This window comes from Thalassobacillus devorans (assembly GCF_900176565.1).
GTDB classification, from domain to species: domain Bacteria; phylum Bacillota; class Bacilli; order Bacillales; family Halobacillaceae; genus Thalassobacillus; species Thalassobacillus devorans_A.
Genome location: NZ_FXEH01000004.1, coordinates 101574 through 128250, shown reverse-complemented (window position 1 = coordinate 128250; position 26677 = coordinate 101574). Strand labels below are relative to the sequence as shown.

Genomic DNA, 26677 nt, shown 5'->3' with positions numbered 1-26677 from the left:
ACCCTCCTTTACTCCGTGAATGAAACATGCACTTCTCCCAGCTCAGCAAACTTTGCGTAAAAATGATCACCAGGTTCAGCAGGCATGGCTGCAGATAATGCTCCTGATAAAATAATTTCCCCTGCTTTTAATGTAATGTCATAATCAGCCAGTTTGTTGGCGAGCCAGGCCACACATTTTACCGGATCTCCTAAGGCCGCAGCACCAACACCTGTGTTCAGTAATTCATCATTTTTATAGAGCGCCATTCCCATTTGTTTCAGGTTTACGTCTTCCACTTTTTTCGGTTTTCCTCCGAGGATATACATTCCGGAAGAGGCATTATCAGCTACGGTATCAGCTAGTGTGATCTTCCAATCTTTAATGCGACTGTCTACGATTTCAAGCGCTGGAACCACGACATCCGTTGCTTTTAATACATCTAATGACGTTACGTTAGGTCCGACTAAATCTTCTTTTAAGATGAAGGCTATTTCCCCTTCTACTCTTGGCTGTAACACTTGCTTGGAGGAAATCTTACCTCGGTTCGGGCATTCCATTTCGTCTAATAAATGGCCATAGTCCGGTTCGTTGACACCTAACGATTCTTGCATGGCCTTGGATGTAAGGCCGATTTTCTTCCCTGTTATCCGCTGCCCTTGTTTTACTTTTTGGTCTACCGTTTGCAATTGCACCTGGTAAGCTTCATCAAGGGAGATCTCAGGATCCAGCTCCGTAATCGGCTGGACCCCTTCCCCTTTACTCCACGCCTCTGACAAGTGCTTCGCATGCGTTTCCTTTTTCGTTACGTTATCTGTTTTCACTGTCATCCTCCTACATTTTTAACGTGATATTAGTTAATTCAGAGTAGAAATCAAAACTGTGAGCGCCACCTTCGCGGCCAATACCACTGCGCTTCATTCCTCCGAAAGGTGTACGTAAGTCGCGCAGGAACCATGTGTTCACCCACACCATACCAGCTTCGATTTGTGCGCTGAAGCGGGTAGCACGTTTGATATCACTCGTCCAAAGGCTTGCACTTAAGCCATAATGCGTATCATTCACTTGCTCGAGCACCTCTTCTTCGGTATCAAACGGCACAACGGTCACCACCGGTCCGAAGATTTCTTCGCGTACACATCTGGCCTCACTTCCAAGCCCTGTAATAATCGTCGGTTCGACGAAGAACCCTTTATCAAATCCTTCTGCAGGCTTACCGCCGGTCAGGAATGTACCGCCTTCTTCTTTGGCAATATCCAGATAGCTGACTACTTTGTTATAGTGTTCTTCACTGACCAATGCTCCGACGTTGGTATCCGGATCGAAAGGATCCCCAACTTTAAGTTCTTTGGTTTTTGCTGCAAATCGTTCCAGGAATTCATCGTAAGCGGAACGTTCCACATAAATTCTTGAACCGCACAAGCAGACTTCTCCTTGGTTAATGAAGCTGGATTTTATTGTAGTTTCAATGACATCATCCAGATCAGCATCGGCAAATATAATGTTCGGATTCTTACCGCCTAGTTCAAAGGATAGTTTCTTTAATGTTGGCGCAGCAGACTTCATAATGGCAGTACCAGTTACCGTTTCACCAGTAAAGGCAATGGCATCTACATCATCATGAGAAGAAAGGGCAGCACCTGTTACACCAAAGCCATGAACCATATTGACCACGCCATCCGGTACCCCAGCCTCCTTACAAATCTCAGCCAGCACTGTTGCGGTCATTGGAGTTACTTCAGATGGCTTCATGACAGCTGTATTCCCTGCCGCTAGAGCTGGGGCCAGCTTCCAGGTCATGAGGAAGAGCGGCAAGTTCCACGGATTAATGAGTCCCACAACACCAACTGGACGGCGCACGGCATAATGAATCGCGATATCATCCTGTTGATAAGCCTCGGTGCCAACGGATGTCATATAATCAGCAAAGAAATAAAAATTATTGGCTGCTCGATCAATATCAACTTTATTCGAAAGCCATAGTGGTTTACCTGTATCCAAGGATTCGAGCTCGGCGAGTTCTTCTTTTCTCTCCAAAATCAAGTCACCGATCTTGCGGATGATATTCGATCGTTTCTTTAGAGGCATATTGCCCCATTCACCCTTAAGTGCCTTTCTGGCAGCACTTACTGCCTGATCGACTTCTTCTTTCCCACCTTCTGCAACAGTTCCCAATACTTCTTCTGTTGCCGGATTAACATTTTCAAACGCTTTCCCATTGTTTGACTGCACATAGGCACCATCAATGTAATGGGTACAATCAATCGCTTTTGTTTTTGTCGTTTGCATATAGAAAGCCTCCTTATTTTTTCGGAAACCTGGAACCAGGTTTCGATAAATGGATAACAAAAATCTCTCAAAAATCCTTTTTGTTGAGTACACGTTCATTATAGAAACCATTAAGAATTTAAAAAAGATTCCCGTTCCTCTATACGCAACAAAATTAAAAATAATCAAAATTTTCTACGATTACTATTTAGAAAGTGCCCATAATTCTATATAATTAGCGTATATTCCATCTATCAACCGTTCCATAAACCGTTCCTGTATAAAGAACTACATTTACAAGAGGTGAAAAACATGCCAAAAAAGAAGCAGCCGCAAACACTGTCTTCTGTAAAAAATGCATTACTTATTTTAAAAAGCTTTTCCACCTATGAACCGACCAAAAAAGTGAGTGAACTGGCAGAATCCTTAGGACTGGCTAAAAGCACCGTCAGCCGGTTACTATCCACACTTGCCAGTGAAGGGTTTGTCATTAAAGATCAAAAAACAAACGCCTATAGACTAGGCATGTCAGTCCTCACGCTTGGAGGCATCGTGACCAACAATCTGGAAATCCATAAAGAATCCGCTCCTGTTCTATATAAACTAGTCAATGATACCGGGGAAACCGCACACTTAGCGATCATGGATGGGCTCGATACGATTTATATCCATAAAGAAGAATGCAATCATCCTGTTCGCATACTGACACACTTAGGAAGGAGAAACCCTTCCTACTGTACAAGTTCAGGAAAAGTACTACTCGCCTTTAGCGACGATCATATTGTAGAAGCGGTCATTAGTCAGGGATTAAGTCCCTATACAGAGAACAGCATCACGGACCCTGACCTGCTTCAAGAAGAACTAGTATCGATACGTGAAAAAGGGTACGCGGTAAGTACAGAGGAATTAACAGAAGGAACGAAGTCAGTTGCTGCCCCGATCCGGGATTACCAGGGAAAAGTGGTCAGCGCGATTACCGTTGTTGGACCGATCCAGCGGATGAAAGACAAAAAAATTCCGGATATCGCCAAAAAAGTGATGGAAGCTGGAAAAGAGGCCTCAGAACGCTTGGGGTATGATGAACGTTATTTTAAGCGTTTTTAATCATTTCATATTATCAAAGGACTAAAAACACAAAAAAGGCGCCTGCCCCCTTTATTAATGCATTATCACGCTGGGGACAGGCACCGAATTTTAATGGTACTTCTTCTCTCAGAATCACCATAAAAATTCTTCATCTCTTTGATTTCGACACTCGTTACATCTCTTTGGGTATACAAAACCTTTTTGTTTATAAAATTTCTGTTCACCTACTGTAAAGAGGAAGCGCTCCCCACATTCATAACATTTCAATAGGAGATCCTGGGGAGCCTCTCCCTCCAACATTTCCTTTGTTGATTCTTCCCTTTTTAATTTTACTTGATGATCAATTGGTTCGTTTAATTCCAGTGCTTTAATAGTCTCCTGAATTTTAGCTTTCACCTTTTTGTAATCAATTTCAGCCCATGTTTTCAAGTATGGTATGTACCTTTTGTCTTGTGTCTCTTTCACTTTTTCAAGAAATAGAAGAATCATTTCTCGATTACGATCTTTTAAATAACTCATGTCTGGATGACTAATTCCCTGCTCTATCCACTGCTGCCATTCACGCAAAATTTCATCGGCCATCTGATCACGCTCAATATGCCAGCCTCTTTCCGTAAAAATAATCATCGGTAATTTTCCGCTGTACTGAATATCGAGAAAATCGTAATCAATCATCCACTCTATTTTATTCTGGACCTCTTCCAGTTTTTCTGACTTAAAATAGCCATAGACTGGACACTTATCCAATTTCAATTGTAATACCTTTTTCTCACGCGATCCTTTCAAAATCTTAGCAAGAAGCGTTCGTCCTCCTGTTGCTATAATTTCATCGGCTGCTCGTAATATCGCTCTTTTTTCTTCTTCCGATAAGTGATTGTTGTTTGATTTCTTCATAATGACAACTCCTCACTTTTCAATCATTTTTTATTATGATGACTTACCCAATAATCCCTATGAATAACAACCTTCTGATTACTATTGGCTTTAATCATTGCTTCTGTACTGGACAATCCCTTAATCTCTGATAATTGATTAGAAGAAAAGTTCACACTGCCTCTTCCAATAAGCTGCCCCTTTACGTTAACTACCTCTACTACATCATTGGCTCTAAAGTTACCAATGATGTTGGTTATACCCGCAGGCAGGAGACTTTTACCATGCATTACGATAGCCGCTTCAGCCCCATGGTCCACTTCTATTTTGCCATTAGGTATAGAATGGAGTGCCAGCCACTGTTTAGTATTCTTCATACTGCTCTGAGAGCTGCTCCCTATATATGTTCCATCGCCTTTTCCAGCCAGGATATCAACCAACTTTTCATGTCCTGTTCCAGACCCAATAAATACTTTCACCCCTAACGCTAATGCTGTGCGGGCTGCCTCTATTTTCGATTTCATCCCGCCAGTGCCCACTTTTGAACCGGCTCCTGAAGCACCTTTTACTAAATCATCATCGACCTCTTGAAGGAAGTTATATTTCTTTGCATTTGGGTGCGTGTTTGGATTTTGATCATATATACCATTAATATCTGTCAGTATCATTAAGAAATCGGCGTGGACAAGTCCACTAACGAGCGCAGATAACATATCGTTATCGCCAAAGGTTAATTCTTCAACGGCCACGGAATCATTTTCATTAATAATGGGTGTGACATTACGTTTTAACAGTTCCGATAAGGTGGCATGGGCATTTTGATATTGTTCTTTGTGCAGGAAATTTTGCCTCGTTAACAGTAATTGTGCAGCAACAACCCCATGTCTTCTAAACTCTTCGGTATACCCTTGCAAAAGTTGTCCTTGCCCTACCGCTGCGGCTGCTTGTTTACCGGAAATCGTTACCGGACGTGAGGAATAACCAAGATCTTTAAAGCCCGCCGCAACGGCACCGGATGATATCAAAATCACTTCGTGCCCAAGCTTCTTGAGACGTGCCAGCGCATCAACGTGCTCACGCAGCTTATCATTACTTAGTCCACCATTTGCATTTGTCAAAGAACTGCTTCCTATTTTGACAACGATCCTTTGCTTCTTCATTCTCCATCCACCACCCAAATAGTAAACATTTAAAGTGTAAAAAACGCCCTTCTCCCCTTTCACATGGGATAGAAGAGCATTTTCTTATTAGTACTTCCTGAACTAATGTTACTTTCAAATATCTATGTTCCATAGCATGCAGGTTATAAAACCATATTAGTCTTCTATATTAATAGAATAGTATGAAATAATTTCAATGAAGAGTCAATGTAAAAATTTACGTTTTTTTCCCGAAATCAAATACGATTTTATAGTTTTCATCCAACACTAGCGCTGTGCTGAATCGTTTCTTTCCTTTAAATCCTTTCAAAACATTGGTACGCTTCTTCTGACACAATGTCTTTATCATATTCTGCGTTAGTGTCTTCCCTGCCAGTTTCTTCGGGAAAGTCACTGTACATCCTTTTTTGTAGGCCGAGCACGCGTAGAATTTGTAACGATCGACAATCGATCCATTCTCACAGGCAGGACATTTGGCAATCGGTTCGTTCCACTTGCGTTTCTCAGGTTCACCGGTACTCCTGACGTTAACCTGCTGGATGATATCCGGTGTTTCCTGAAGCAATTTATCTATGAATTGGCGGGTTTGTTTGATGAAGACTTGCTTCGAGCCATCGCCGCTTCCGATTTTCTTTAAATAGGACTCCCATTTGGCTGTCATCGAGGGACTGGATAGGAGTGTTCCTTCAATCGCCTCACAGAGCATGATCCCTTTCTCGGTGATCGACACATTGTTCCGTTTCACTTCTATATATTTCTGGGCTTTGATTGTTTCAATAATACTCGAGCGGGTGGCTTCTGTCCCGAGGCCTTCGACTTCTTTCAAAATCTCGACATCCGCTTCATTATCCACCAGTTTCCCGCACGTCTTCATCATATTAATCAGCTGACCTTCGGTGTAGGGCTTCGGTGGCTGTGTCATGCTTTCCTTTATATGAAGTTTGGCATCTACCTGCTCCCCTTTTTGAACCCCAGGCAGATCAGCTTCTTTCTCCTGCTTCGCCTTCACCGGCTTTGGAAATAGTTCCTTCCATCCCCTGTCGACATCTCTTTTTCCAGTAGACTTAAACGGTAAATCATGCACATGAGTAAAAATCGTCGTCTCCTCATAAACATAATCCTTGTGAAACATCGCAAGGGTCGTTGCCATAATTTCATTGTAAATATTACGTTCTTCACGGCTTAACCCACTCAGCTTTTTTTCGGTCGGAACGGACTTTGTCGGTATGATTGCGTAGTGTTCCTGCACCTTGCTGCTGTCTACATACCGCTTGCTAGGCTTCAAGGACGATGCTGTAAAAGAAACATTCAACGCTTGCTGGTACCCTTGCAAATTTTTAACCAGATAGGAAAACTCGCTGTCAGTGATAAAATTGCAGTCCGTTCTTGGATAGCTGACAAGGCGTTTTTCATAGAGCTTCTGCATTGTTTTGAGTACTTGCGACGGAGAATACTTCCAACGCCGGTTCGCGACACTTTGCAACGTGGAAAGGGAGTGGAGCTTCGGTGACTTTATCCGCTTCGTCTTTTTATCCAGTCGCTCGACAATGCCTTTGTAAGCTTCCTTCTCCTGCAATTGATGCTTGTCCAGCACGGCCTGGACCTTCGCTTTATCCTTTTCCTTTACCTCAGCCAGCCCTTTGTATGTACCTGCCTGGGAGTTGAAAAGTCCCTCAATCTGATAAAACGGTTCCGGTTTGAAATTCTCTATCTCCTTATGCCGTTGATAAATCAAATAAACCGTCGGCGACTGCACTCGTCCGATGGTAAGGTAGCTTCCATACCCTTTCTTCTGTAGCAGCAGGGTGAACAGCCGACTTGCATTGATTCCCACCATCCAGTCGCTGATTTGCCGGGCTTTCGCTTCATCAAATAAACGTAAATCCTTCTCGTTAGTTTGCAGCTGCCTGAATCCTTTCCGCACTTCATCCTTTTCAAGCGAGTTGATCCATAAACGTTGAATCGGCTTTCCTTTAACTCCAGTCAGCTTAAGGATACTGTAAAAAATATTCGACCCTTCCCGATCGACATCCGCCGCATTGACGATGATATCCGCCTGATGGAATAGCTTTTTGACCGCCTGGAATTGCTCCCATTTTCCTTTTGCTACTTTTTCCAGGAACTGTTCCGGAACAACCGGCAATTGGTCCAGCTTCCACTTCTTCCACTCGGCTTTATAATCGTGGGGTTCCTTCAATTCCACGAGATGTCCTACTCCCCATGTGATCGTTGCTCCATTCGGGAACGTATCGTCCGCCTTAAGCTGGATGTAAGTTTTTGTCTTCTCCTGTACTGTAAATGCTTCGGCATATGCTTTTGCCTGGGAGGGTTTTTCCGCTAAGATGACTACTCTTGCCACGTCCTCGTACTCCTTTCGATGAATGACTGTTGAGGTGCAATGAAAAATTAATAAATGATGGGGATCGTAATAAAGGTATTGGATAGAGGTGTCCGGGGTTTAAATTGAGGAGATAAAACATCATTTCTAAGAACATACATTCCCATCTATTATACTATAAGTGATTTATGAAAGGGAGGGAAAATACTCATTTCTCTTTTTTAATATTAAAAAAGCAGGCACCTATGATCGGTTCCTGCTTTATTTGCATTCAGATTATAAGTTATTTTGTGTTTTCATTAAAGTGGACCGTATCTTTCAAATCATTGCTATCATCTAACGACTTACTGCTGGTCATCTTTTTCACAAACTCCTTAACGGTCTTGACGTTCACGCCGGACTCCCAGTATTCGGCGATTTCTGGTGTCACTTTGACCAATACAACATTCGGATCATCGGGAGAAGTGTTCAGTAATCGTCCTAATATTTTATTCCAATAGTCTTTCTTCTTATCTTCATCCTGAACAAATTCAGCAGTGCCACTGATCGATACATAGGAGTTGCCTGCGTATGCCAGGTTAACGGCAGAATTACGTTCGATATCCCTATACTTTTCGGTATCTTTTTCGGTGATGAACCAGATTTCTTCCTTATCCATATCCATTTCTACTTCCTGGGTACGCATCGGCCGGGACATCAGCTTGCCTTCTGGAGTTAACGTGGTCAGCATCGCTACCTTCTCATCTTTAATCAAGTCTTTAATTTTCTTGATGGTTTCCTGGTTTTCTGAAGTTTGGTTTGCCATTTATGTTTCCCTCCTTATCGTTGTAAGCTACCGCTCTCCTATCCCAATGGATCGAAGCAGTATACCTTCTATCTTTTTCTTCTTGTTCCCGAATAGACACAATTTTACACGTTCATTCTTTAGTTGGGGAGGCACGAGCACCTGCACCACTCTTTTCCAGCGCTCTCCACCGCGACTTTCTCTTGCACTTTTCGTTTGATACCATTAAAGTATATATTGGTTGAAATCCAGCCTAAGTGGATATAGATAAGAAGCAGAAATATTTTACTTTTAAATTTTGGAACGACCTCGTTCCTTAAGGAAAGGTTCAGATATAGTATGAAAGATAACTTTTGGCATGAGTTGCCGCGACCGTTTTTTGTTCTTGCGCCAATGGAAGCAGTGACGGATGTCGTTTTTCGTCATGTCGTGAGTGAAGCAGCAAGACCTGACGTGTTTTTTACAGAGTTTACGAATACAGAGAGCTACTGCCACCCGAGAGGAAAAGACAGCCTGCGGGGACGTCTGACGTTCACGGAAGATGAGCAGCCGATCGTCGCCCATATCTGGGGAGATAAGCCCGAGTACTTCCGTCAGATGAGTATAGGTATGGCAGAGATGGGATATCGTGGCATTGATATCAACATGGGCTGTCCTGCGCCGAATGTCGCAACAAAAGGGAAAGGCTGCGGATTGATTCGTCGCCCCGATGTCGCAGCGGAACTCATCCAGGCTGCCAAAGCGGGTGGACTGCCTGTCAGTGTGAAGACCCGTCTCGGTTATTCGGAAGTGGATGAGTGGCGCGACTGGTTGAAGCACCTGCTGGAACAGGATATCGTCAACCTTTCCATTCACCTCCGTACGAAAAAAGAAATGAGTAAAGTACCGGCGCACTGGGAGCTGATTCCCGAGATCAAGAAACTCCGTGATGAAGTGGCACCTGATACGCTTCTGACGATTAACGGAGATATTCCAGACCGTCAGAAAGGACTTGAGCTCGTGGAAAAATACGGCGTGGACGGCGTAATGATCGGCCGCGGGATCTTCCATAACCCGTTCGCGTTTGAAAAAGAGAAAAAAGAGCACACAAGCGAAGAACTGCTCGACCTCCTTCGCCTGCAGCTCGATCTTCATGATAAATATTCCGAAGAACTCGAACCGCGTCTCTTCAAACCGCTCCTCCGCTTTTTTAAAATATATGTCCGCGGATTCCGGGGAGCAAGTGAGTTAAGGAATCAGCTGATGAACACAAAATCCACCGATGAGGTACGTGCTCTGCTTGATGAGTTTACGGAGGAACATGGTGGCGTGACAGAAGAGAAAAGTTTTTCTATTTCGTAATAAGTTTAATTCCAATAGAGAAAAGCCAATCGAGCTTTTCTCTATTTTTTTGACCTAATGTATTCCTAAAAGGTAACGAGTAAATAAAAGTGCCTGCTCCCACTGTGTTATCACTTTAGTACAGTGGGGCAGGCGCTTATTAATCTCCCAGGTAACCCTTTGGAATCTTACATATTTTTCAACATTTCTTCAATCACATGACTGGAGTTCTTCGCTGCTTCTTCTACAAAGTTTTCTTGTATTCCTGCTGCTTCTTCTCCTGCATCATCGGAAGCTGAGCGAATGACTACGTACGGGATTTCATTTAAGTAGGCAACTTGTCCAACAGCCGCTCCTTCCATTTCAACAACATACGCATCAAACGTTTCATAAATCCAGTCCGTTTTTTCTTTGCTTGCAATGAATTGGTCTCCTGTCGCAATCGGCCCTTTGAATACATCAACGTAATCAGGAAGACCCTTCGTACCTTTCTTCGCAAGCTGAATCAGTTCTTGATCCGCTTCGAAATACCTTGTATCCATATATGGAATTTGTCCTGGCTTAAAATCTTTAGCCGTTTCGTCCATATCATGATGCACGGTCTTTGTGGAAATAACGATATCTCCAAGACCTAGATCAGGATGAATCCCACCTGCAACGCCAGAGTTAATCAATATATCTGCATCAAAATCGCTGATGAGCATTTGAGCTGCAGATGCTGCATTCACTTTCCCGATTCCCGATTTCACCAGTACAATAGGCTGGCCTTCTAAATTTCCTTCATAAAAGGTTAATGTCCCTTTTTCCGTTGTCTCTTCCACTTCCATATGAGAATGAAGAATGTCAATTTCTACTTCCATTGGACCTATGATTCCTACTACTTTTTCTTCCTCTTTGTCAGGCGCTCCTGTAGCCTCGGGCTGGTCCCCACACCCCGCAAGCATGAAAACTAAGATCACGATCCCAAATAAACTGCTTATACGTTGTTTTAAATTCATGTTATTACTCCTCCCACCCTAAATACGAACATTTAAAAAAACCACACTTATAATGTACGTGTTTTATTTTACACAACTCACTATTTCTTGCCAACCTTTCTTTTTAAATTTGTATAACACGAATTTATTCTGATGTCTTACGATCATCACCCACCATGCAAAAGCAGTACTAAAAAAGAGGCTGGGACAAAACCCAGTAAATTAAACGGAAAGTGGTCGGCATCAACATGATGCCGACCACTTTTTTATGGTTTTCTTTTATTTTCAATAAAGAAAATAAGGACAACCTCTGATAAAATTAAAGTTACCACACAACAACCATCGGAGGTGTCCTTATGTTTAAACAGTATAACATGAACCAAGTAATCTTGCCTATGGATGTGGAAATGAAACTTCAAGATAATGATATCGCCTATGCCGTGCATGAGTTGGTGGAAAGTATTCCGGATGAAGCCTTTTCAGCATTCCTGCGTGACACGGGATGCCCGGCGTATCACCCACGCATGATGATGAAGGTCATTTTATGCGCCTACACCCAATCCGTGTTCTCTGGAAGAAAAATCGAAGGGCTACTCAAGGATAGTGTGCGTATGATGTGGCTGGCTCAAGGTTATGAGCCCAGCTATCGAACCATTAATCGGTTCCGTGTCCACCCCGCCGTCAAAGATCTTCTTCGCCAGAGCTTTGTCCAGTTTCGTTCCCGACTGGTTCAAGAAGATATCATTGATGCGGAAGCTATTTTTATTGATGGAACCAAGATAGAAGCAAACGCCAACAAGTTTACGTTCGTCTGGCGTAAGGCCGTCGAAAACTACAGCGACAAGCTAATAGAAAAGTCCAACCAAATGTATGATGAATTAGTGGAAAAGGAAATCATCCCTGAAATAGAAAGGGAAAATCCGGAGGAATTATCGGTCGACGAACTTTCTGATATAGCCGAAACATTAGATGAAAAAGTCGAAGACTTGAACCGGAAAATTGAAGAAAGCGAAGACACAAGTGAACGAAAACAAATTCGTTCCGAACGCAAAGAACCGAATCAGGCCAGGAAACAGTTCAGAGACTTTGCGGCGCGCAAGCAAAAATATGCGAACGACATGGAAATCTTCGGGAAAAGGAATAGTTATTCGAAGACAGACCACGATGCGACATTTATGCGGATGAAAGATGATTATATGAAGAATGGGCAATTGAAAGCCGGCTATAATATCCAAGTTGCGACGGAAGGTCAATACGCCCTCGCTTATGATATTTTTCCGAACCCCACGGATATGCGTACCTTCGGTCCTTTCCTTGATCGGATCGAACAGGATTACTTTGAACTTCCGAACTACATCGTCGCCGATGGGGGCTATGGGAGTGAAGAAAATTATGAAGATGTCCTGGAAAACCGGGAGCGTGAGCCTCTGATTACATACAACTCTTATCGTAAAGAGAAGACGAAGAGCTTTCAAAAAAATGCCTTCCACTCCGCGAATTGGTCATACAATGAAGAAGAAGATTCCTATACGTGTCCTAACGGAAAACAAGTGACGTTCCGTTACCGATCCCAGAAAACCGATCGAAACGGTTATACTCGGGAGTTCAAAGTGTACGAGAGCGAAGATTGTACGGGATGTCCGCTCCGTTCCCAGTGCACGAAGGCAAAAGAAGGGAACAATCGAAAAATCTATTATAATGAAAAGTGGGAGCAACAAAAAAATACGGTGAGAGAGAAGCTTTCGGATGAGAAAACCGGCGAACTCTACGGCAGACGCAAAGTAGATGTAGAGCCAGTTTTTGGATTTCTGAAGGCTAATTTGCGTTTCACTCGCATGTCCGTTAGGGGCAGCGATAACGTTGAAAATGAATTAGGTTTTGCCTTTTTGGCCGTGAACTTGAGAAAGTACACGGCCTGAAACGGAAACCGTCTAACCAATTATGAGATTGACTCAGTAAAAAAGGTTCCGGTCATCAAAATTCGATAATCGGAACCCTTTTTTTACTATTTTCGGCTAGTTATGTCCCAGACTCTTATTAGAGTTTCCCGTGTACTAAAAAGCAGCTTTCGATAAACCTGGTACCATTGTGTATCATTAAGCACTAGTTTCTATTCTTTCTTTTCTCACTTTGACTTCTTTCTTTTTACTAAATGCGAAGTGATTTTTTTCAACGAGTAAGGAGACAAACAGACTTCCGATAATGGCCCACAATGGTGCACCGATTTTGAAGAAGTTTACGCCTGACATTCCGATGATTAAGGCAAAAAATGCACCCATTTGAAACTTAGTATCTGAGAACGCTGTTTTCAGTGAGTTGATGAGAACCCTTAGCATAGCCAGGCCGGCAATGACCGTAACGATGACACTCGGCATGGCAGTGACAAATGGAACAACGACCGCTGCAAATAAGCCAAAGCTTGCGAAGAACACGCCGTTCATGACCGATGCTGCATAGCGGCTATCTTTTTTACCGACTTCGTCTGCGGAACAGATGGCCGTCATTGGTCCGGCGATGCTGATTGCATGCCCCCCAAACAGAGAAGCGAAAAGTCCAACCGAAGAACCATATACAGCCATGCCCGTTGTTGGCGGTTTATAACCTTGAGCCAGTAGTATCCCTGTCGCTTGAGCATTTTCCGCACAGATAATCAAGAGTGTCGGTGGAATACTAATCGACACAATCGCCTCCCAACTAAATGCGGGCATCACAAGTTCTGGAAGCACAAACATACGCTGAGCAGCTGGATATTCAAAAGCATTTGTAAAGATCGCCACAACTACCGAAACGATTAACGCAGACAATACAGGTGGAACCTTTCTAAGGTATCGTAATGAAAGTAAAAACGCGAGGATCGCTGAGCCTGCGAGTAACGGTGCGAGAGTTATCGATGTAATCATGTCTATCGCAAATTGGATCATCACACCAACAATCATTCCCATAACAATCGGAAGAGGGATCCATTTCAGTACCTTTTCAATTAATCCGGTAGAACCAAGGAGGATAACAAGAATATTTGCAATGATATATGCTCCCACCGCTTCATGGATAGAAAAGTGATTTAACGACCCCGCCATTAGTACAGCGCCAGCGATTGTATGGGCTACGGAAATAGGCTGGCGATACTTTAATGCAATAAATATGCCGAGTAATCCACTAAAAAAATAAACAGCAAAAATCCAGCTGATCGCTTGTGTATACGTTAATCCACCATTCGTTGCCGCTCCGATGATAATTAATGCAGGCCCAGTGCATCCAAAAATGGCTGCGACTAAACCCGAACTAATGGCATTAATGTTCAAATTCTGAGGTAGTTCTTTTAGATTTGTCGGAAAACGATTCTCTTCCATATAATCTCCTTTCTAATAATGCCTAATAAGTGTCAGTCTTGAAGAAGATGTTCAAGAAGTTACGTAACCCATCTGAGCGGAAATTAGCAGATCCCTTTTTCACGTATATCACCTTTACTGGGTAGACCAGTATTCTGACTAGTCGCTTGCTCCTTTATATTAGAAGCTGAATATTTATCAGCAATCAATGATAACCCGATTGCAGCCACAATACTAACAATGGAAAATACGAGGAAATTCATGAATTCAGGTAGAGCTAATGTCAACAAGAACCCTCCTAAAATCGGTCCAGTCATACCGCCGAATCGACCAATTCCTGAAGCCACCCCTAAACCTGTTGATTTCATTTCTGAAGGGTAGAACGATGTAACATAAGCTTGAATTAAAACTTGAGCACCTGTTGTAGCAGCACCCGCAATTGCCACTAATATGAAGATATAAAATGTACTCCCGCCAAACCCTAGTAAAGCTAAAGCAATGGCTCCGGAAATATAAGAGGCCATAATAACCTTTTTAGAACCATATTCTTCACAAAGACTACTAAGAGCAAGAATCCCGATAATAGCTCCGCCTTGAAGGGCAATCAGGAAACCTAAACTTGAATTTAATCCGTAACCCGTTTCGATCATTAGCTTCGGTAACCAAGTATTTAATCCATATACCATTAAGAGGGCACAGAAGAATGCTATCCAGAAACCGATAGTTCTGAAAGCACGATTCTCCTTGAATAGTCCCGCAACAGGTACTTTTGTTTGTGTTACTTTTACTTCCTCAATTTCATCAGTCATCTTGAATGTTGAACCAGGACTTACTTTGGCAAGCGTGGAAAATAGTTCTTCTTTTTTATCAGTACGGATAAGATATTTAGAAGATTCCGGTAGTTGTTTCATCATAAAAGGAATAGCTAAAAGCGGTAATCCCGCAACAATAAACACAGACCGCCATCCAAATCCCTCAATTAAAAGAACTCCAACAGTCGGTGCAAGCGCTCCACCGATGGCAAAGCTGACTAATGTATAAGATACTAATTTAATTTTCATTTTTCTAGGAGCGTAATCCGAAACTAGAGCGGCAATATTCGGCATAATGCCTCCAAGTCCTAATCCTGCGATAAAACGATAGATAGAAAAAGTCACTGCTGAGTTTGCCAAACCACAAAGTAGAGTGAATAAGCTAAATAGAAGTACGTTGATAATAATAACTTTCTTTCTTCCAATACGGTCCGCCAGTATGCCAAAGATAATGGCGCCAAATACCATGCCGAAGAGACCATAACTTGCTATTGATCCTGCTTCAACGGCATTTAAACCCCAATCTTCCATTATGAGTGGTAAAGCTGTCCCATAAACAGCTAAATCATATCCATCGAATAAAATGATCAAGAAACTCCATAAAAATAAACTTAAATGTAAGCGGTTAAATTTACTTTCAGCAATAATTTGATCTGGATTTACTTTTGCCATACACATCTCCTCTTTCCCTTAAAAGATTTTTAAAATTTTTCAAGTAGTATCATTTTGAAAAACAATAATTATCCTTCTTTAATAATAGGGATCACCTCCATCCTTCCTTTCAGTAAACCTATTATATGGGCATGTAATGTATAAGATAAGATTGAGATTTCTCTATACGCAACAAAAATTGAAAAAATTTAAATAATTTAGAAAATACAATCAATTAATAGAGAACTAATTTACTGATGGTATAGAAAGCTTAAAAAGATGACGTCACTACACCTTATGGGAAGTTTTAACAAAGGGACAAGAGGGAACTTCTCTGACATAGGAAGGGAGGAAATAAAATATGAGTAAAACAATTTTCATCACTGGTGCAGGAAGCGGTTTAGGTAAAGGCACAGCAATCGGATTAGCTAAAAAAGGCCATCACGTGATTGCAGCGGTTGAGATTATCACCCAAATTACTAGTTTAAGAGAGGCAGCTTCAGAAGCTGGGGTAGAATTAGAGGTAATTAAATTAGACATTAAAAATAAGCGTGATCAGGAGTTAATTAAGGAGTACGATTATGATATTTTCGTAGCCAATGCAGCTATTGGTGAAGGCGGGCCCATTGCGGAGGTTCCAGTAGATCGTGTCCGGGATATATTTGAAACAAATGTATTCAGTACACTGGAAAACGCTCAAATTGCAGCTAAGAAATTCGTAGAAAAGAAAGCAGGAAAAATTGTGTTTTTGAGCTCAATTGTAGGGATTGTCGGTATGCCGTACCTTGGTCCTTATGTAGCTTCTAAGCATGCAGTCGAAGCGCTAGCGAAAACCATGAAAGCCGAGCTTGAAGAGTTTAATGTCCAGGTAGCTACGATTAACCCTGGACCATTTGAAACCGGCTTTAATGACCGTATGTTTGAAGAAAAGCATAAATGGTACGATGAAAACAAAAACTTCACACCAAGAGAATCGATTGCTGAAACGGAGAAAATACTAGACGATCAATACGATCCACAGGATATGATCGATAAAATGGTAGAGGTGATCGAATCCGATCATCATGCTTACCGAACAGCCTATCCTCAGGAGGCTGAAGATATGATGAAAGAGGAAGAAAAGAAGAATTGGGAAGCGAAAATATAATTGCTTTTTGAAAGTGCCTGACCCCCACTGCGTTATCACTTTAGCAGAGTGGTGATCAGGCACTTTCTTTTATAGTAGAAGGAAAGCTAACTTCACTTCAAAACTATTGCTCTACTCCTGCTACCCCAAATCCCCCGGGGCCAGAATGGGTAGAAATCATACCTCCCGCTTGGATCCACCTTATATATTGGAATCCGTTTGCTTTAGCAACCTCCTCCATCCGCGTCTTGATCCTTTCATCGAGTCCGATTGAGTAGATAAAATAAAGCTGCTGTCGATCGATGTTATATTCATTTAAATAATCGTGAAAGAGTTTTTCAGTAGCAGTACCCATTTTCCCGCGGTACTTCTTTGTAGACATAAGCTTTCCATCTTTCAACTCTATGCATGGCTTTATTTTCAACAGAGCTCCTATCAGAGAAGCCATATTGCTTACCCGTCCTCCCGCTTTAAGAAACTCCAGGATACCTGGGATGAAAGCCAGCCTTGATTTAGGAACAATTGCCTTTATCTTTTCAACAAAGTGTTCTGGTTCAATGCCAGGTTCTTTTTCTAATAACTCAGCCGCATACAATACAATTGCAGCTAACCCGCCAGTAACGTTCAGCGCATCAATGAGAAAAATGTCTTCATATTCTTCTGCAGCAATTACCGCATTTTGAAAAGAAGAAGATGCTTTTGATGTATAACCAATATGGATAATGATGCAATCTGGGAAATTATCTCTTATAGTTGCAAAAAACTCCTGATACTCATGAGTATTGGTGGCGGTAGTAGAGGGTATTTTCTTCGTACGCCTGTAGTAGTCATAAATATCCTCGACTGGCAAAGAACCGTCTAAATAATCTTTTCCATCCATAATAATGTGCATGGGAACTACTTGAACCTCGTACTTTTCAGCTAAATCACCCGGTAAGTCGGCACCGCTTTCTGTCGATAAGATTATCCTTCGCATTCTATTTCCCCCTCTGGTTATATTTGGCCTGCGTCCATTCTTCCTGCATTACATTATACTTTAACTATACATGAGATAATCCCATTCGCATTGTAATAACTTTTATTCGCCGTACTTTTAGTGCAATTTTTTAAAAGTGCCTGACCCCCACCTCGGTAGACACAAAACTTAACAAGCTGGCCTTTTAGAGGGCTTTTCCAATTAGTAATGGGGAACAGGCAAACACACCGATGAATAATAATGATTGCGACTCCCTCGCTCTTGGAGCTGTGATTATGATGGAGATTGTGAAGTTTTTGAGGTATCGAAAAGAATAAATTATAAACAAAAAGGGCTTCTTAGGAGTTATATTAACTCTTAAGAAGCCCTTATATTAGCATTTATTGGCATACAAACTAAAAGTATTTATTTACCAAGGGGTTAGGACGGTTGATTACATCATGCCGCCCATTCACTCGGCTATTTAATAGGACAATAATAAGACCCACAGAACCTTGTTATAGCAAGGTTTCAATCGTAAAGTTAGTTTATAAACCACAATAAGTTTTAATACTTTATGAACAGTATCCAGTCATAATCCAGTCCTCTATAGTGGAATAATAGACGCAATTCAATACTTTTGAATTGTGCAGTTTTTGAATAGGCGGTAAAATTATTTTTCAGAAAAAAATAAGAATTTTATTTTATGACCAACACACTTCGTCGATCTCATAATCTTCTGAGCCATCCGCTTCCCCAGTTATACAAGAAAAACACCCCTGGTAAGCAATTGCACTACCAATAGCCCAAATTTCCTGACCACAGTTGAAGCAGCTCGCCCCATTTTTCTTATTATTAACCGCCTCTTTAAGCCTTTTCTTTAATTTGTTTGGTTCTTCACCAGGATTACTCTTACAATGCTTATTCACGTAGGAGTCTATAGAAATAGGTACCATAAATGATTTCCTTTCTTATACTTTTTTATTATTTTATCGTAACTCTTTTATTCACTAAAGGGCTATAATTTCTTTTCAATACTAATTAAGGAATGTTTTAATCTTTTGAAAAGAATGGTAGACTCTTCGATTTGCTTAATCAGTTCATTCCATTTAAAAGGAGAGATCGAGGGATTTTGAATTTCATTTTAAATATTCATCCCACCCACAATATATTCTATCAAAATAACTTCATCTGTTGCCCGCTGCTATTTTCATCACCACCACCTTGAACTTTATAACCCATCGATTTATATCCCTGCATGCGCTTTTCATACATGTTCTTCAACTCGGGAACCTGATAATCAACATAATCGTATACTTTTACAACATTCTTATCTGTATGAACGCGATGTAATCTACCGACATATTGCTGGAGCGTGCCTTTCCAGGCGATTGGCATGGCAAGAAACAGAGTGTCCAGCCTAGCATTGTCAAATCCTTCTCCGATATACTTTCCGGTGGCAATGATAAGCCTCTCTTCATTATCTGAAAGACTTTCTATTAGTTTTAATCGGTCTTTCTCTTCTTGCTTACTCAGCTTGCCTGTTAACACAATTATATTCTTAGCAAATCCTTTAAAGAGCTTTTCCAATTCATGCACATGTTCGATCCGCTCTGTCAAAATAATTGGATTCGCATTATTCTCAAGTTCTCTTAATACATCATTGAATATCAGCTTGTTCCATTTTTCATTAATAGCTAAATTTGTATAAACCTTCTGAATGCTGTCATCGTTATTTTTAAAACTAGTAAACCGGGGAATAAGCACATGGTCAAACGGATGGAGTTTTGCCTGGCTTTTGGCAGTAACTTTATAACATATTTCCCCACATTGCATAGCAACTATCTTTTGCAGCCCGTCTTTTCTAGTTAGGGTTGCAGTTAGTCCGTGAATGTAAGCAGCCTCTACTTCCCTTAGTACTTTTTCGAAACCTACCGCTGAAATATGGTGGCATTCACCGACAATCACCTGTCCATAGCCTTTGGCTTTTTCGCGCATATCCTCTGATCTAATCAAAGTTTGAATCTTAGCAATGTCCACTTTACCTGTCGGTTTCTTTTTACCTCCACCTATTTGACCAATCTGATTTCCATCCAAGTTAAGAAAGGACTGCAAACTTTCTTTCCACTGGGTAAGTAGCTGCTTGGTATGCACGAGGATTAACGTGTTGATATTTCTCTCTGCAATCAGCGCTGCCGCCACAACAGTTTTACCAAACCCAGTTGCCGCTGATAGGACACCACAACTACTTATCTTCATAGCGTAGACCGCTTCATTTTGTTTCGGCAGAAGACTCCCACGAAAATGAAAATTGTGACTGCTACCTTTGTTTGATCATCGATGTAGAAGGTAATTTTGTTCCTAGATAATATAGCTTTTATATCTCCCAAACAGCCGTGCGGGATAACCACCGAGTCATCCATCTCATAACTACAGTCAATTTTTCTAGGTATCCTGTGTGTAGACAATCTTTTGGATTGTGCTTTATAAAATTCAGGGTTATTGATGACAGCGAGCTTTATTAACTCGTTCAAAATATTTGATGGAAGCTTATTTTTGGGAATATGTATGCCGTTTTTTCTTATGATGGTTATTTCAGAAGGTATATTTATATCATATGATGTTGGTTCACTTTTCACAGTGTAACTGCTCGAATTATTGTGCTTTAACAGAATTGATTCAACCGTTTTTTTACTGATTCTTTTTACAGACTCCAGATACGTCCATTGATCAATATATGGCTCGAATTTTTTATTAACAAAGACACTATAACCATTTTTCCTGGGGAATTTCTGCAAAGGTAGAGCGATCAGGTTTCCAAAACCTCCTTTTGGCATTGTATCTTGATTTGGAAAAAAACCGATCAAACGAATCAACACCTGTCTCGTATCGCTTTTCCAGGGTCAGGTTCATAAGAAGATTCCCTAATCTACGAGCAGTTTTAGCCTCCATTTTATCACTGAAAAAGATCCAGACATGGCAACCATCTCCAGATCTGGAAATTTCCACGCTTGCAGGCACACCTACATCGTTACAAACACCAATGAACGTGAGAGCGTCCTTTTGCCAGTCTTTTTTATCAAAATCAACGGCCAAAAACCAGCACGTTTCATCTTTTAATAAAGGATAGATTCCAATAGTTTTATTGCCACGCAAGTGATCCTCAATGACATTGTCCGTTAGTGGCAGCAAATCACGCTCTTTATATATTTTTTTGGGTTCATATTTACGGGCCGGCACATAGTTTGACTTTCCATTGCCCTCCCAACGCACCGCATATACCTCAGTCCGTCCTTTAAACAGTCTTCTGAAGATAGTGATGCGTTTCTGTAAAATTTCACTTCTCGCCATGTGTTGAACATGTTTGTCTTGATAGTTAGAGACAGGAATTTTATGCTTTGCCAGCAATTCTTTCAATTTTTGATTTTCATCTTTTAGCCGAGTGATTTCCTTTAATGCACTTTCCAATTTCCGCTCTAAATCGTTCATGAATTATCCCTCTTCATGCAGTTTGATTCCAGTTTTTAAATATATTGAGCCGTGCCTAACAATTCGTTTAACATTATCAATTTGTTTATGAAACCTATTTTTATTGTGATATGAGGATGTCAAAAAATCGCTATCCTTAAACAACCCTGCTCTGCCAGTTAAAAAACTACATTCCTGATAGTTCCTATACTTATATGATAATGGCAAATACTCTTTTAAGCATTAGCCCTTTTATAATGAACCTTTGATTTCGAGATATTATAAAAACTGCCTTATTTTTAGACAGTTTTATGAGGTTCACTATTAACTTTTCAATTGTTCTTTAATGGGAAGAACCCATTCAGGCAGCTCACTGCTTTCATATGCAATGTAGTTATCATAAGCCTCTAAGACGATTTCACCATTAAAATTACTATTGTCCATCACTACTAAATTATCTATTAATGACAAGTTTTTAATCAAATTTTCTTTTGACTTCACATGCCTATTAAGGATGTCTTCCGTGGGTATATGATGTCCTCCGTTTTGCACTCGCAAAGCAACTCGTTCAATATTCTGTTGAACATCTTCTAATCCAAGATAAAACATCGTTATTTCGAAACCATTTTCTCGAGCCATTTTAATTCTTTGCAGAAATGTTTTTCCTGAAAGTGTCGTTTCTACAGAGAAACTCCTCTTATTTTTGATACAATCTTTGGCTAATTTAATTGCTGACCGGCCGGCTTCTGCCCTCTTTGACTCAGGATTAGATGGATCTAAATGTCTTGCAATTCCGTCTGGATCTATATTCGTCTCAATACCAATCTTGTCTATAATTAGATTTCGTATTGTGCTTTTCCCGCTTCCATTGTTACCTGCAAAAATGTACATTATTGGTTTGTCACTAGATCTCATTTGATTTTCCCTGTCTCTCTTCAGTATATGGTTTTATTTCACCATTAGGGAATTCTTTGACTAAACCGTCTTTTGTAGCATACACAATGTAGGTGTTGTTGACTTTAGCATCTATTTTGGCTCTTTCTCCCGTCATTTTAGCCCATTGATTAACCCAGCCATACTTTCTTTTTCTTGAGTGTTCATTGTGTTCAAGCATAATAATTCCACCTCTAAATCATCGTTTTTCTTATTTCTATTATATCATACGGTAAAGCTATACAATGAACAGCCTGCTATCATAAATAAAGGTATATCCCATTTTTACACCTTATCTCGAAAATGCCTTCCATTATTCTGCCCTATCTTGAAAACTAGTTTTGAGATTTATCGTCCTGTCACTTTATAACCATTATTTCAAAATCAATCCTTTAATTTATCACTTATAAATTTAAAAATAAAAGAAAAGCCTCTCAAGAGTTTATAAACTCTTGAGAGGCTTTTAGATTTAGTAAACAATTTTAAAAACCAGTCAAAATCCAGTCAATTTGTTTTCAAATCCTATGATGAAAGGGTTTTGGGGGCTATCACATCATGCCGCCCATGGATTCACTTAAGTTAATAAAGGAAAATAACATCAAAACCGAGGGATAAAAGCAGTGTATATAAGGTCCGTATTCAACATCTATAACAAAAGAAAATAAATAGTTCTGTCGAATAGTATGTCAAAAAGTATGTCAATTGGGAAAGACCTGGTGAAAATAGTGGCTGACTATATCCGATTCCATAGGTGAAGAAAGTTCATAGCTTCTCCTTCCTTTCATTGAGTATAACTTATTTCTTTGAATAATTAGCACTGAAATTGAAATAAAATAACAGCCACTTACGGCTGTTATAGTTCACCAGTATTCTTATAGCGCTCGTATTTTTCTGTAAGTTAATTGACTTACAACATAACTAGGCATCTTCTAATTCGAAAAACTCCTGATATTTTTCAGGGTCATTGGCAAGTATCTCTTTTACTTTATCTTCATTTAATTTATTTAGTACATCTGATGTATTTTTACCTTCAACCAACTCAAACCAGTTTCCCTTACTTGTCTGATACAATTGCGCTGTCACCCAAGTCTTAGTATGACCATAAGTACTATCTATGTTGGCATATTTCTGAAACTCATAAATAAGGTTCGCTTTTTCAGTATCATACAATTTCCCCTCAATAACCTTTCTCATACCAATCCTCCTAAACCTTTATTTATGTTTTATTTCTCCGTGATAAAACTTTTCTCCTTGCCAGTATATAGTATGAGAACCAAAACATGAAGTGGTTCTGTTAATTCTTTAATCTATAATATTATTCATTTTTGATAATACAGCACAAAAGAACATAATAAAATAGATTATTTGTTAAAAGAACCTAATTTAGGACGGTTCCGGATACTCAAATAATGATCCTCCTAAAATAGGATGGCAACATAATAAAACAGACTAACATTTTTATTATGTTTTTTGGAACAGGTATATATGGTATTAACCAAGCCTTTTAAAAAGGTTAGAAGGATTTCATTGTATCGTCAACGGATACCGGTCAAGAGAAAAGAGCCACCCGATGCTCCTCCGCGGACCTTGTAACATAAAGACAATTATCTAGTCTTCTAAGTTTGCCTCTTATCAGAAGAATTAATATCAGATAATTTGATAACCATAACTCTACAGGCTAGTGCTTCTGTAGGCCGTTGCTAATTAATCCATAACTTTTCTCTTAATTAAGAAGCTATTGACTATGCGCTTATATTCTTGAAATCTTTAAGTACAATTTTTTGCTTTAGCGGCTAATTCTCCTTCTTTTTTGTTCAAATTATATCTATTATTGGTATAATTAGTTATAGTCTTAAAGGGGTGGAGTTTGGCAATTATGTGGTTTAACTTGTACTTCTTTCGCTGGTAAAGTCCAACTGAAATAGTTGCAACCATTGAGAGAAATTATTTAACCTAAACCTACAATTACATCTATAACTATTTCTGTCCATAAAGCTGTTAAAATCAACGGTTTGAAAATTCCTCTTCCTTACTCAGATCCACCTCAACAATGCAATTCACCGGTTTCTTTTTTAACACCCGAATAAGGTTGAAAAAGAAAAGTTCGAGGAACAACAAGGTGAGAATATAGGTTTTATTGTGACTGTAAAACACCAATCAGACTATACATAAATATTTCAAAATTGTATTCCAGTTAAAAAAGTATATACAAATTACATAATTTATAAGGAGAATTAAACACAATGTTTTTTGAAACATTCGGTACGGACACTTTCTTAATGCTCACTGCATTATTACTTTTCAGTGGAATATTCGCTTCAAAATTTTCTACTAAGTGGGGACTCCCCTCTCTTATCTTATTTATAATCGTAGGTATGCTCGCTGGAAGTGATGGTTTAGGAATTATTTTTTTCGATAATGCTAAGGTAGCCCAGATCATAGGTGTGTTCGCTTTGGTGATTATCCTATTTGAAGGAGGGCTACATGCAAAATGGGCAACGATTCGCTCGGTAGCGATTCCTTCATTATCCCTAGCTACAGTAGGAGTACTAATAACCTCTACAATTATTGGATATTCTGCTTTTCTCTTATTTGACTTAACTCTCCTAGAAGGAATGCTTTTAGGGGCGATTGTTGGATCTACAGACGCGGCAGCAGTTTTCGCTGCTCTTAAAGAAAGGAATATAAAAGCTAAGATGGGGGCTACTCTTGAGGCTGAATCCGGTACAAATGATCCTATGGCTGTCTTTTTAACTATATCACTCATAGAGTTAATTTCACGGCAGGATAGCTCTATTTGGATGCTAGTCCCTACATTCTTTTTACAAATGGGACTGGGACTTATTTTGGGAGTTCTTTTTGGCAGGTTAGCTTCTTTTTCTATTAACCGAATAAGATTAGAATCAAGTGCGCTTTACCCTATATTATCAGTAGCTTTTGCCCTGCTTATTTATGGGATAACTGCACTTATTGGAGGGAGTGGCTTATTGGCAGTATATATAGCCGCATTAGTGATAGGAAATCGGGAATTAACCTATCGATATTCCATTTTTCAGTTTAATGAAGGATTTGCTTGGATGGCGCAAATTATCATGTTTATTATCTTGGGGCTGTTAGTGTTTCCAGCGCAACTTTTTTCCTTACAAGTTATTCTAGGTGGATTAATTTTATCTGTATTGTTAATGCTTGTGGCCCGCCCTATTGCAGTTTTTCTTTCTTTAATAAAACTCAATTATTCAGTTAAAGAAAAGGTCTTAATATCCTGGGCAGGCTTACGTGGAGCCGTTCCAATTGTTCTTGCCACATTTCCAATCGTCGAGGGCCTTGAGAATAGCCAAACCCTCTTTAACATCGTATTCTTTATCGTATTAACATCAGCATTAATTCAAGGTTCCACCATCTCCTGGGCAGCTAAAAAATTAAAACTGGTAGGACCTAAAAAAGATGTTCCACACCATTCTATTGAACTGATATCCATGGGAAAAGTGGCTGCAGAGATGGTTCAATTTCAGACGAACAAAGAATCTGCGGTTGTTGGAAAGAAACTGAAAGAACTTTCTTTACCCAATCGTTCAAATGTAAATGCAATAATTAGAGACAACCATGTGATAACCCCCTATGGAGAAACCACAATACACCCGGGAGACTTCTTATATATTCTTGTTGAGTCAAAGTATAAAGACCAATTAACAAAAGAATTAGAACAAAAGGTTAGCTCAAAGGAAATAGATAAGCATCTAAAGGATTAAAATACAAAAACCAGCCCTTAATATTTATTAAGGGCTGAATGATTTCGTACTATATCAGATTTGAATTTGTCTAATGAATAGGTATGTTGTATTTCAGGTTCTGAAAGCGTGACAATAAAGAGACGGTCAATTAACAGAAACAATCACTATAGTACAATTTTAATCATGCTTTACAGGACATATATGAGCCCAGCTAAAAGGATTCTGTTTTTTTCCACCAAAATTCACCATGCTAAATTTGATCATCAGTGGGTGTGACTTAATAAATGGGTTTACCATTTTATCTTTATTCCAAACCCACTATCTGTTTTAATTCCCTAGCATTGAACATATCCCAGGAAAATCGAGGTATATATTCTCCCCATTCAACACCTGTAACAATACCTGAAATAAAAATACCTCCAAAGAAAATGATTAACACTAAGAAACTCATACCATAATACAATAACGTATCTTTATCATTTGAATATTTCATGTTTTCTCTCCTTTTTATCCTACTTTGTGCTTAGGTAGAGAGAAAATCATGTATAGCTTGATTGAAAGAACTTCACCTTCATAAACTGTGATAGTGATCTCACTGAAGTTACATAAGTGGGATAGGTATAACAAGGGAGAGAGCGCCGCAAACTGTAAGCTCTCTCTTTCGAGAGCTTTAATGGACGGAAATCCTCTTTCTCACTTTTCGGTAGAACAGTGGCATTTGAAAAATGCACAGCTTTCTGAGTTGAAACTACTGGTTTAGCCGTCAATTCAGTGGGGGAGGGATTGTATGGCTTTACAGCTATCTCATGAAATGAATTCACTGTTACCAACAATAAGAATAGTGAAATAACAATTTTATAAAAGTTAACCTCTCTCCCCTCCCTTCG

General features: G+C 40.0%; 23 protein-coding genes. 5 read left to right on the top strand and 18 right to left on the bottom strand.

Going from position 1 to position 26677, the window contains the following annotated elements:
- Nucleotides 1-8: 8 nt before the first annotated feature.
- The gene (locus tag B9Y67_RS02600) at nucleotides 9-803 is read right to left on the bottom strand and encodes a 2-keto-4-pentenoate hydratase (protein WP_254901682.1); all 795 of its coding nucleotides are present in this window, start codon (nucleotides 801-803) and stop codon (nucleotides 9-11) included.
- A 10-nt stretch (nucleotides 804-813) separates the two neighbouring features.
- On the bottom strand, nucleotides 814-2268 hold the full coding sequence (locus B9Y67_RS02595; protein ID WP_085505228.1) for an aldehyde dehydrogenase: 1455 nt from the start codon (nucleotides 2266-2268) through the stop codon (nucleotides 814-816).
- 291 nt (nucleotides 2269-2559) lie between these two features.
- On the opposite strand from B9Y67_RS02595, the gene B9Y67_RS02590 reads away from it, so the two are divergent.
- Complete coding sequence (locus B9Y67_RS02590; protein WP_085505227.1) at nucleotides 2560-3351, top strand: IclR family transcriptional regulator; 792 nt, start codon at nucleotides 2560-2562, stop codon at nucleotides 3349-3351.
- A gap of 114 nt (nucleotides 3352-3465) precedes the next feature.
- On the opposite strand, the gene B9Y67_RS02585 is transcribed toward B9Y67_RS02590, so the two are convergent.
- The 4 genes from B9Y67_RS02585 to B9Y67_RS02570 form a co-directional block, all read right to left on the bottom strand.
- On the bottom strand, nucleotides 3466-4227 hold the full coding sequence (locus B9Y67_RS02585; RefSeq protein WP_085505226.1) for an RQC-minor-1 family DNA-binding protein: 762 nt from the start codon (nucleotides 4225-4227) through the stop codon (nucleotides 3466-3468).
- A 23-nt stretch (nucleotides 4228-4250) separates the two neighbouring features.
- Nucleotides 4251-5366 carry a glutamate 5-kinase gene (gene proB / locus B9Y67_RS02580; RefSeq protein ID WP_085505225.1) on the bottom strand — a complete coding sequence of 372 codons (1116 nt, stop codon included), beginning with the start codon at nucleotides 5364-5366 and terminating at the stop codon, nucleotides 4251-4253.
- Nucleotides 5367-5583: 217 nt separating this feature from the next.
- Nucleotides 5584-7725 carry a type IA DNA topoisomerase gene (gene topB, locus B9Y67_RS02575; protein WP_085505224.1) on the bottom strand — a complete coding sequence of 714 codons (2142 nt, stop codon included), beginning with the start codon at nucleotides 7723-7725 and terminating at the stop codon, nucleotides 5584-5586.
- Nucleotides 7726-7987: 262 nt separating this feature from the next.
- Entirely contained in the window at nucleotides 7988-8509 is a 522-nt protein-coding gene (locus B9Y67_RS02570; RefSeq protein WP_085505223.1) for a pyridoxamine 5'-phosphate oxidase family protein, read from the bottom strand.
- Between the two features lie 318 nt (nucleotides 8510-8827).
- Here B9Y67_RS02570 and B9Y67_RS02565 point away from each other — a divergent pair, with 318 nt between their 5' ends.
- Nucleotides 8828-9829, top strand: coding sequence for a tRNA dihydrouridine synthase (locus B9Y67_RS02565; RefSeq protein ID WP_085505222.1), 1002 nt, complete (start codon nucleotides 8828-8830; stop codon nucleotides 9827-9829).
- 167 nt (nucleotides 9830-9996) lie between these two features.
- On the opposite strand, the gene B9Y67_RS02560 is transcribed toward B9Y67_RS02565, so the two are convergent.
- Entirely contained in the window at nucleotides 9997-10806 is an 810-nt protein-coding gene (locus B9Y67_RS02560) for a 5'-methylthioadenosine/adenosylhomocysteine nucleosidase (protein WP_085505221.1), read from the bottom strand.
- A gap of 335 nt (nucleotides 10807-11141) precedes the next feature.
- Between B9Y67_RS02560 and B9Y67_RS02555 the strand changes: the two genes are divergently transcribed.
- Nucleotides 11142-12704: an IS1182 family transposase gene (locus B9Y67_RS02555; RefSeq protein ID WP_085505220.1), complete on the top strand. Its 1563-nt coding sequence runs from the start codon at nucleotides 11142-11144 to the stop codon at nucleotides 12702-12704.
- A 177-nt stretch (nucleotides 12705-12881) separates the two neighbouring features.
- Here B9Y67_RS02555 and B9Y67_RS02550 read toward each other — a convergent pair whose 3' ends face one another.
- On the bottom strand, nucleotides 12882-14135 hold the full coding sequence (locus B9Y67_RS02550; protein WP_085505219.1) for a benzoate/H(+) symporter BenE family transporter: 1254 nt from the start codon (nucleotides 14133-14135) through the stop codon (nucleotides 12882-12884).
- An 83-nt stretch (nucleotides 14136-14218) separates the two neighbouring features.
- Nucleotides 14219-15598, bottom strand: a complete 1380-nt coding sequence (locus B9Y67_RS02545) for an MFS transporter (RefSeq protein WP_085505218.1) — start codon at nucleotides 15596-15598, stop codon at nucleotides 14219-14221.
- Nucleotides 15599-15938: 340 nt separating this feature from the next.
- On the opposite strand from B9Y67_RS02545, the gene B9Y67_RS02540 reads away from it, so the two are divergent.
- Nucleotides 15939-16724, top strand: coding sequence for an SDR family oxidoreductase (locus B9Y67_RS02540; RefSeq protein WP_085505217.1), 786 nt, complete (start codon nucleotides 15939-15941; stop codon nucleotides 16722-16724).
- Nucleotides 16725-16827: 103 nt separating this feature from the next.
- Here B9Y67_RS02540 and B9Y67_RS02535 read toward each other — a convergent pair whose 3' ends face one another.
- The 8 genes from B9Y67_RS02535 to B9Y67_RS02510 all read right to left on the bottom strand — a co-directional run bounded on the left by B9Y67_RS02535 (nucleotide 16828) and on the right by B9Y67_RS02510 (nucleotide 23253).
- Entirely contained in the window at nucleotides 16828-17679 is an 852-nt protein-coding gene (locus B9Y67_RS02535; RefSeq protein WP_085505216.1) for a DegV family protein, read from the bottom strand.
- A 683-nt stretch (nucleotides 17680-18362) separates the two neighbouring features.
- Nucleotides 18363-18614 carry a hypothetical protein gene (locus tag B9Y67_RS02530; protein WP_085505215.1) on the bottom strand — a complete coding sequence of 84 codons (252 nt, stop codon included), beginning with the start codon at nucleotides 18612-18614 and terminating at the stop codon, nucleotides 18363-18365.
- 220 nt (nucleotides 18615-18834) lie between these two features.
- Nucleotides 18835-19947 carry a DEAD/DEAH box helicase gene (locus B9Y67_RS20920; protein WP_369668739.1) on the bottom strand — a complete coding sequence of 371 codons (1113 nt, stop codon included), beginning with the start codon at nucleotides 19945-19947 and terminating at the stop codon, nucleotides 18835-18837.
- Complete coding sequence (locus tag B9Y67_RS21190; protein ID WP_441007543.1) at nucleotides 19914-20495, bottom strand: TOTE conflict system archaeo-eukaryotic primase domain-containing protein; 582 nt, start codon at nucleotides 20493-20495, stop codon at nucleotides 19914-19916. The genes B9Y67_RS20920 and B9Y67_RS21190 overlap by 34 nt, the downstream gene beginning before the upstream one ends.
- A complete protein-coding gene (locus B9Y67_RS20915; protein WP_254901680.1) occupies nucleotides 20425-21147 on the bottom strand; it encodes a TOTE conflict system archaeo-eukaryotic primase domain-containing protein in 723 nt (240 codons plus the stop codon). The genes B9Y67_RS21190 and B9Y67_RS20915 overlap by 71 nt, the downstream gene beginning before the upstream one ends.
- Before the next feature lie 303 nt (nucleotides 21148-21450).
- A complete protein-coding gene (locus B9Y67_RS02520; protein ID WP_085505214.1) occupies nucleotides 21451-22041 on the bottom strand; it encodes a zeta toxin family protein in 591 nt (196 codons plus the stop codon).
- On the bottom strand, nucleotides 22031-22240 hold the full coding sequence (locus tag B9Y67_RS02515; RefSeq protein ID WP_085505213.1) for a hypothetical protein: 210 nt from the start codon (nucleotides 22238-22240) through the stop codon (nucleotides 22031-22033). Before B9Y67_RS02515 ends, B9Y67_RS02520 begins: the two co-directional genes overlap by 11 nt.
- Nucleotides 22241-22977: 737 nt before the next feature.
- Nucleotides 22978-23253: a hypothetical protein gene (locus B9Y67_RS02510; RefSeq protein WP_085505212.1), complete on the bottom strand. Its 276-nt coding sequence runs from the start codon at nucleotides 23251-23253 to the stop codon at nucleotides 22978-22980.
- A gap of 1049 nt (nucleotides 23254-24302) precedes the next feature.
- On the opposite strand from B9Y67_RS02510, the gene B9Y67_RS02505 reads away from it, so the two are divergent.
- Nucleotides 24303-25808, top strand: a complete 1506-nt coding sequence (locus tag B9Y67_RS02505) for a potassium/proton antiporter (protein ID WP_085505211.1) — start codon at nucleotides 24303-24305, stop codon at nucleotides 25806-25808.
- A 286-nt stretch (nucleotides 25809-26094) separates the two neighbouring features.
- Here the strand turns inward: B9Y67_RS02505 and B9Y67_RS02500 are convergent, their stop codons facing one another.
- Complete coding sequence (locus B9Y67_RS02500) at nucleotides 26095-26283, bottom strand: hypothetical protein (protein WP_085505210.1); 189 nt, start codon at nucleotides 26281-26283, stop codon at nucleotides 26095-26097.
- Nucleotides 26284-26677: the final 394 nt, after the last annotated feature.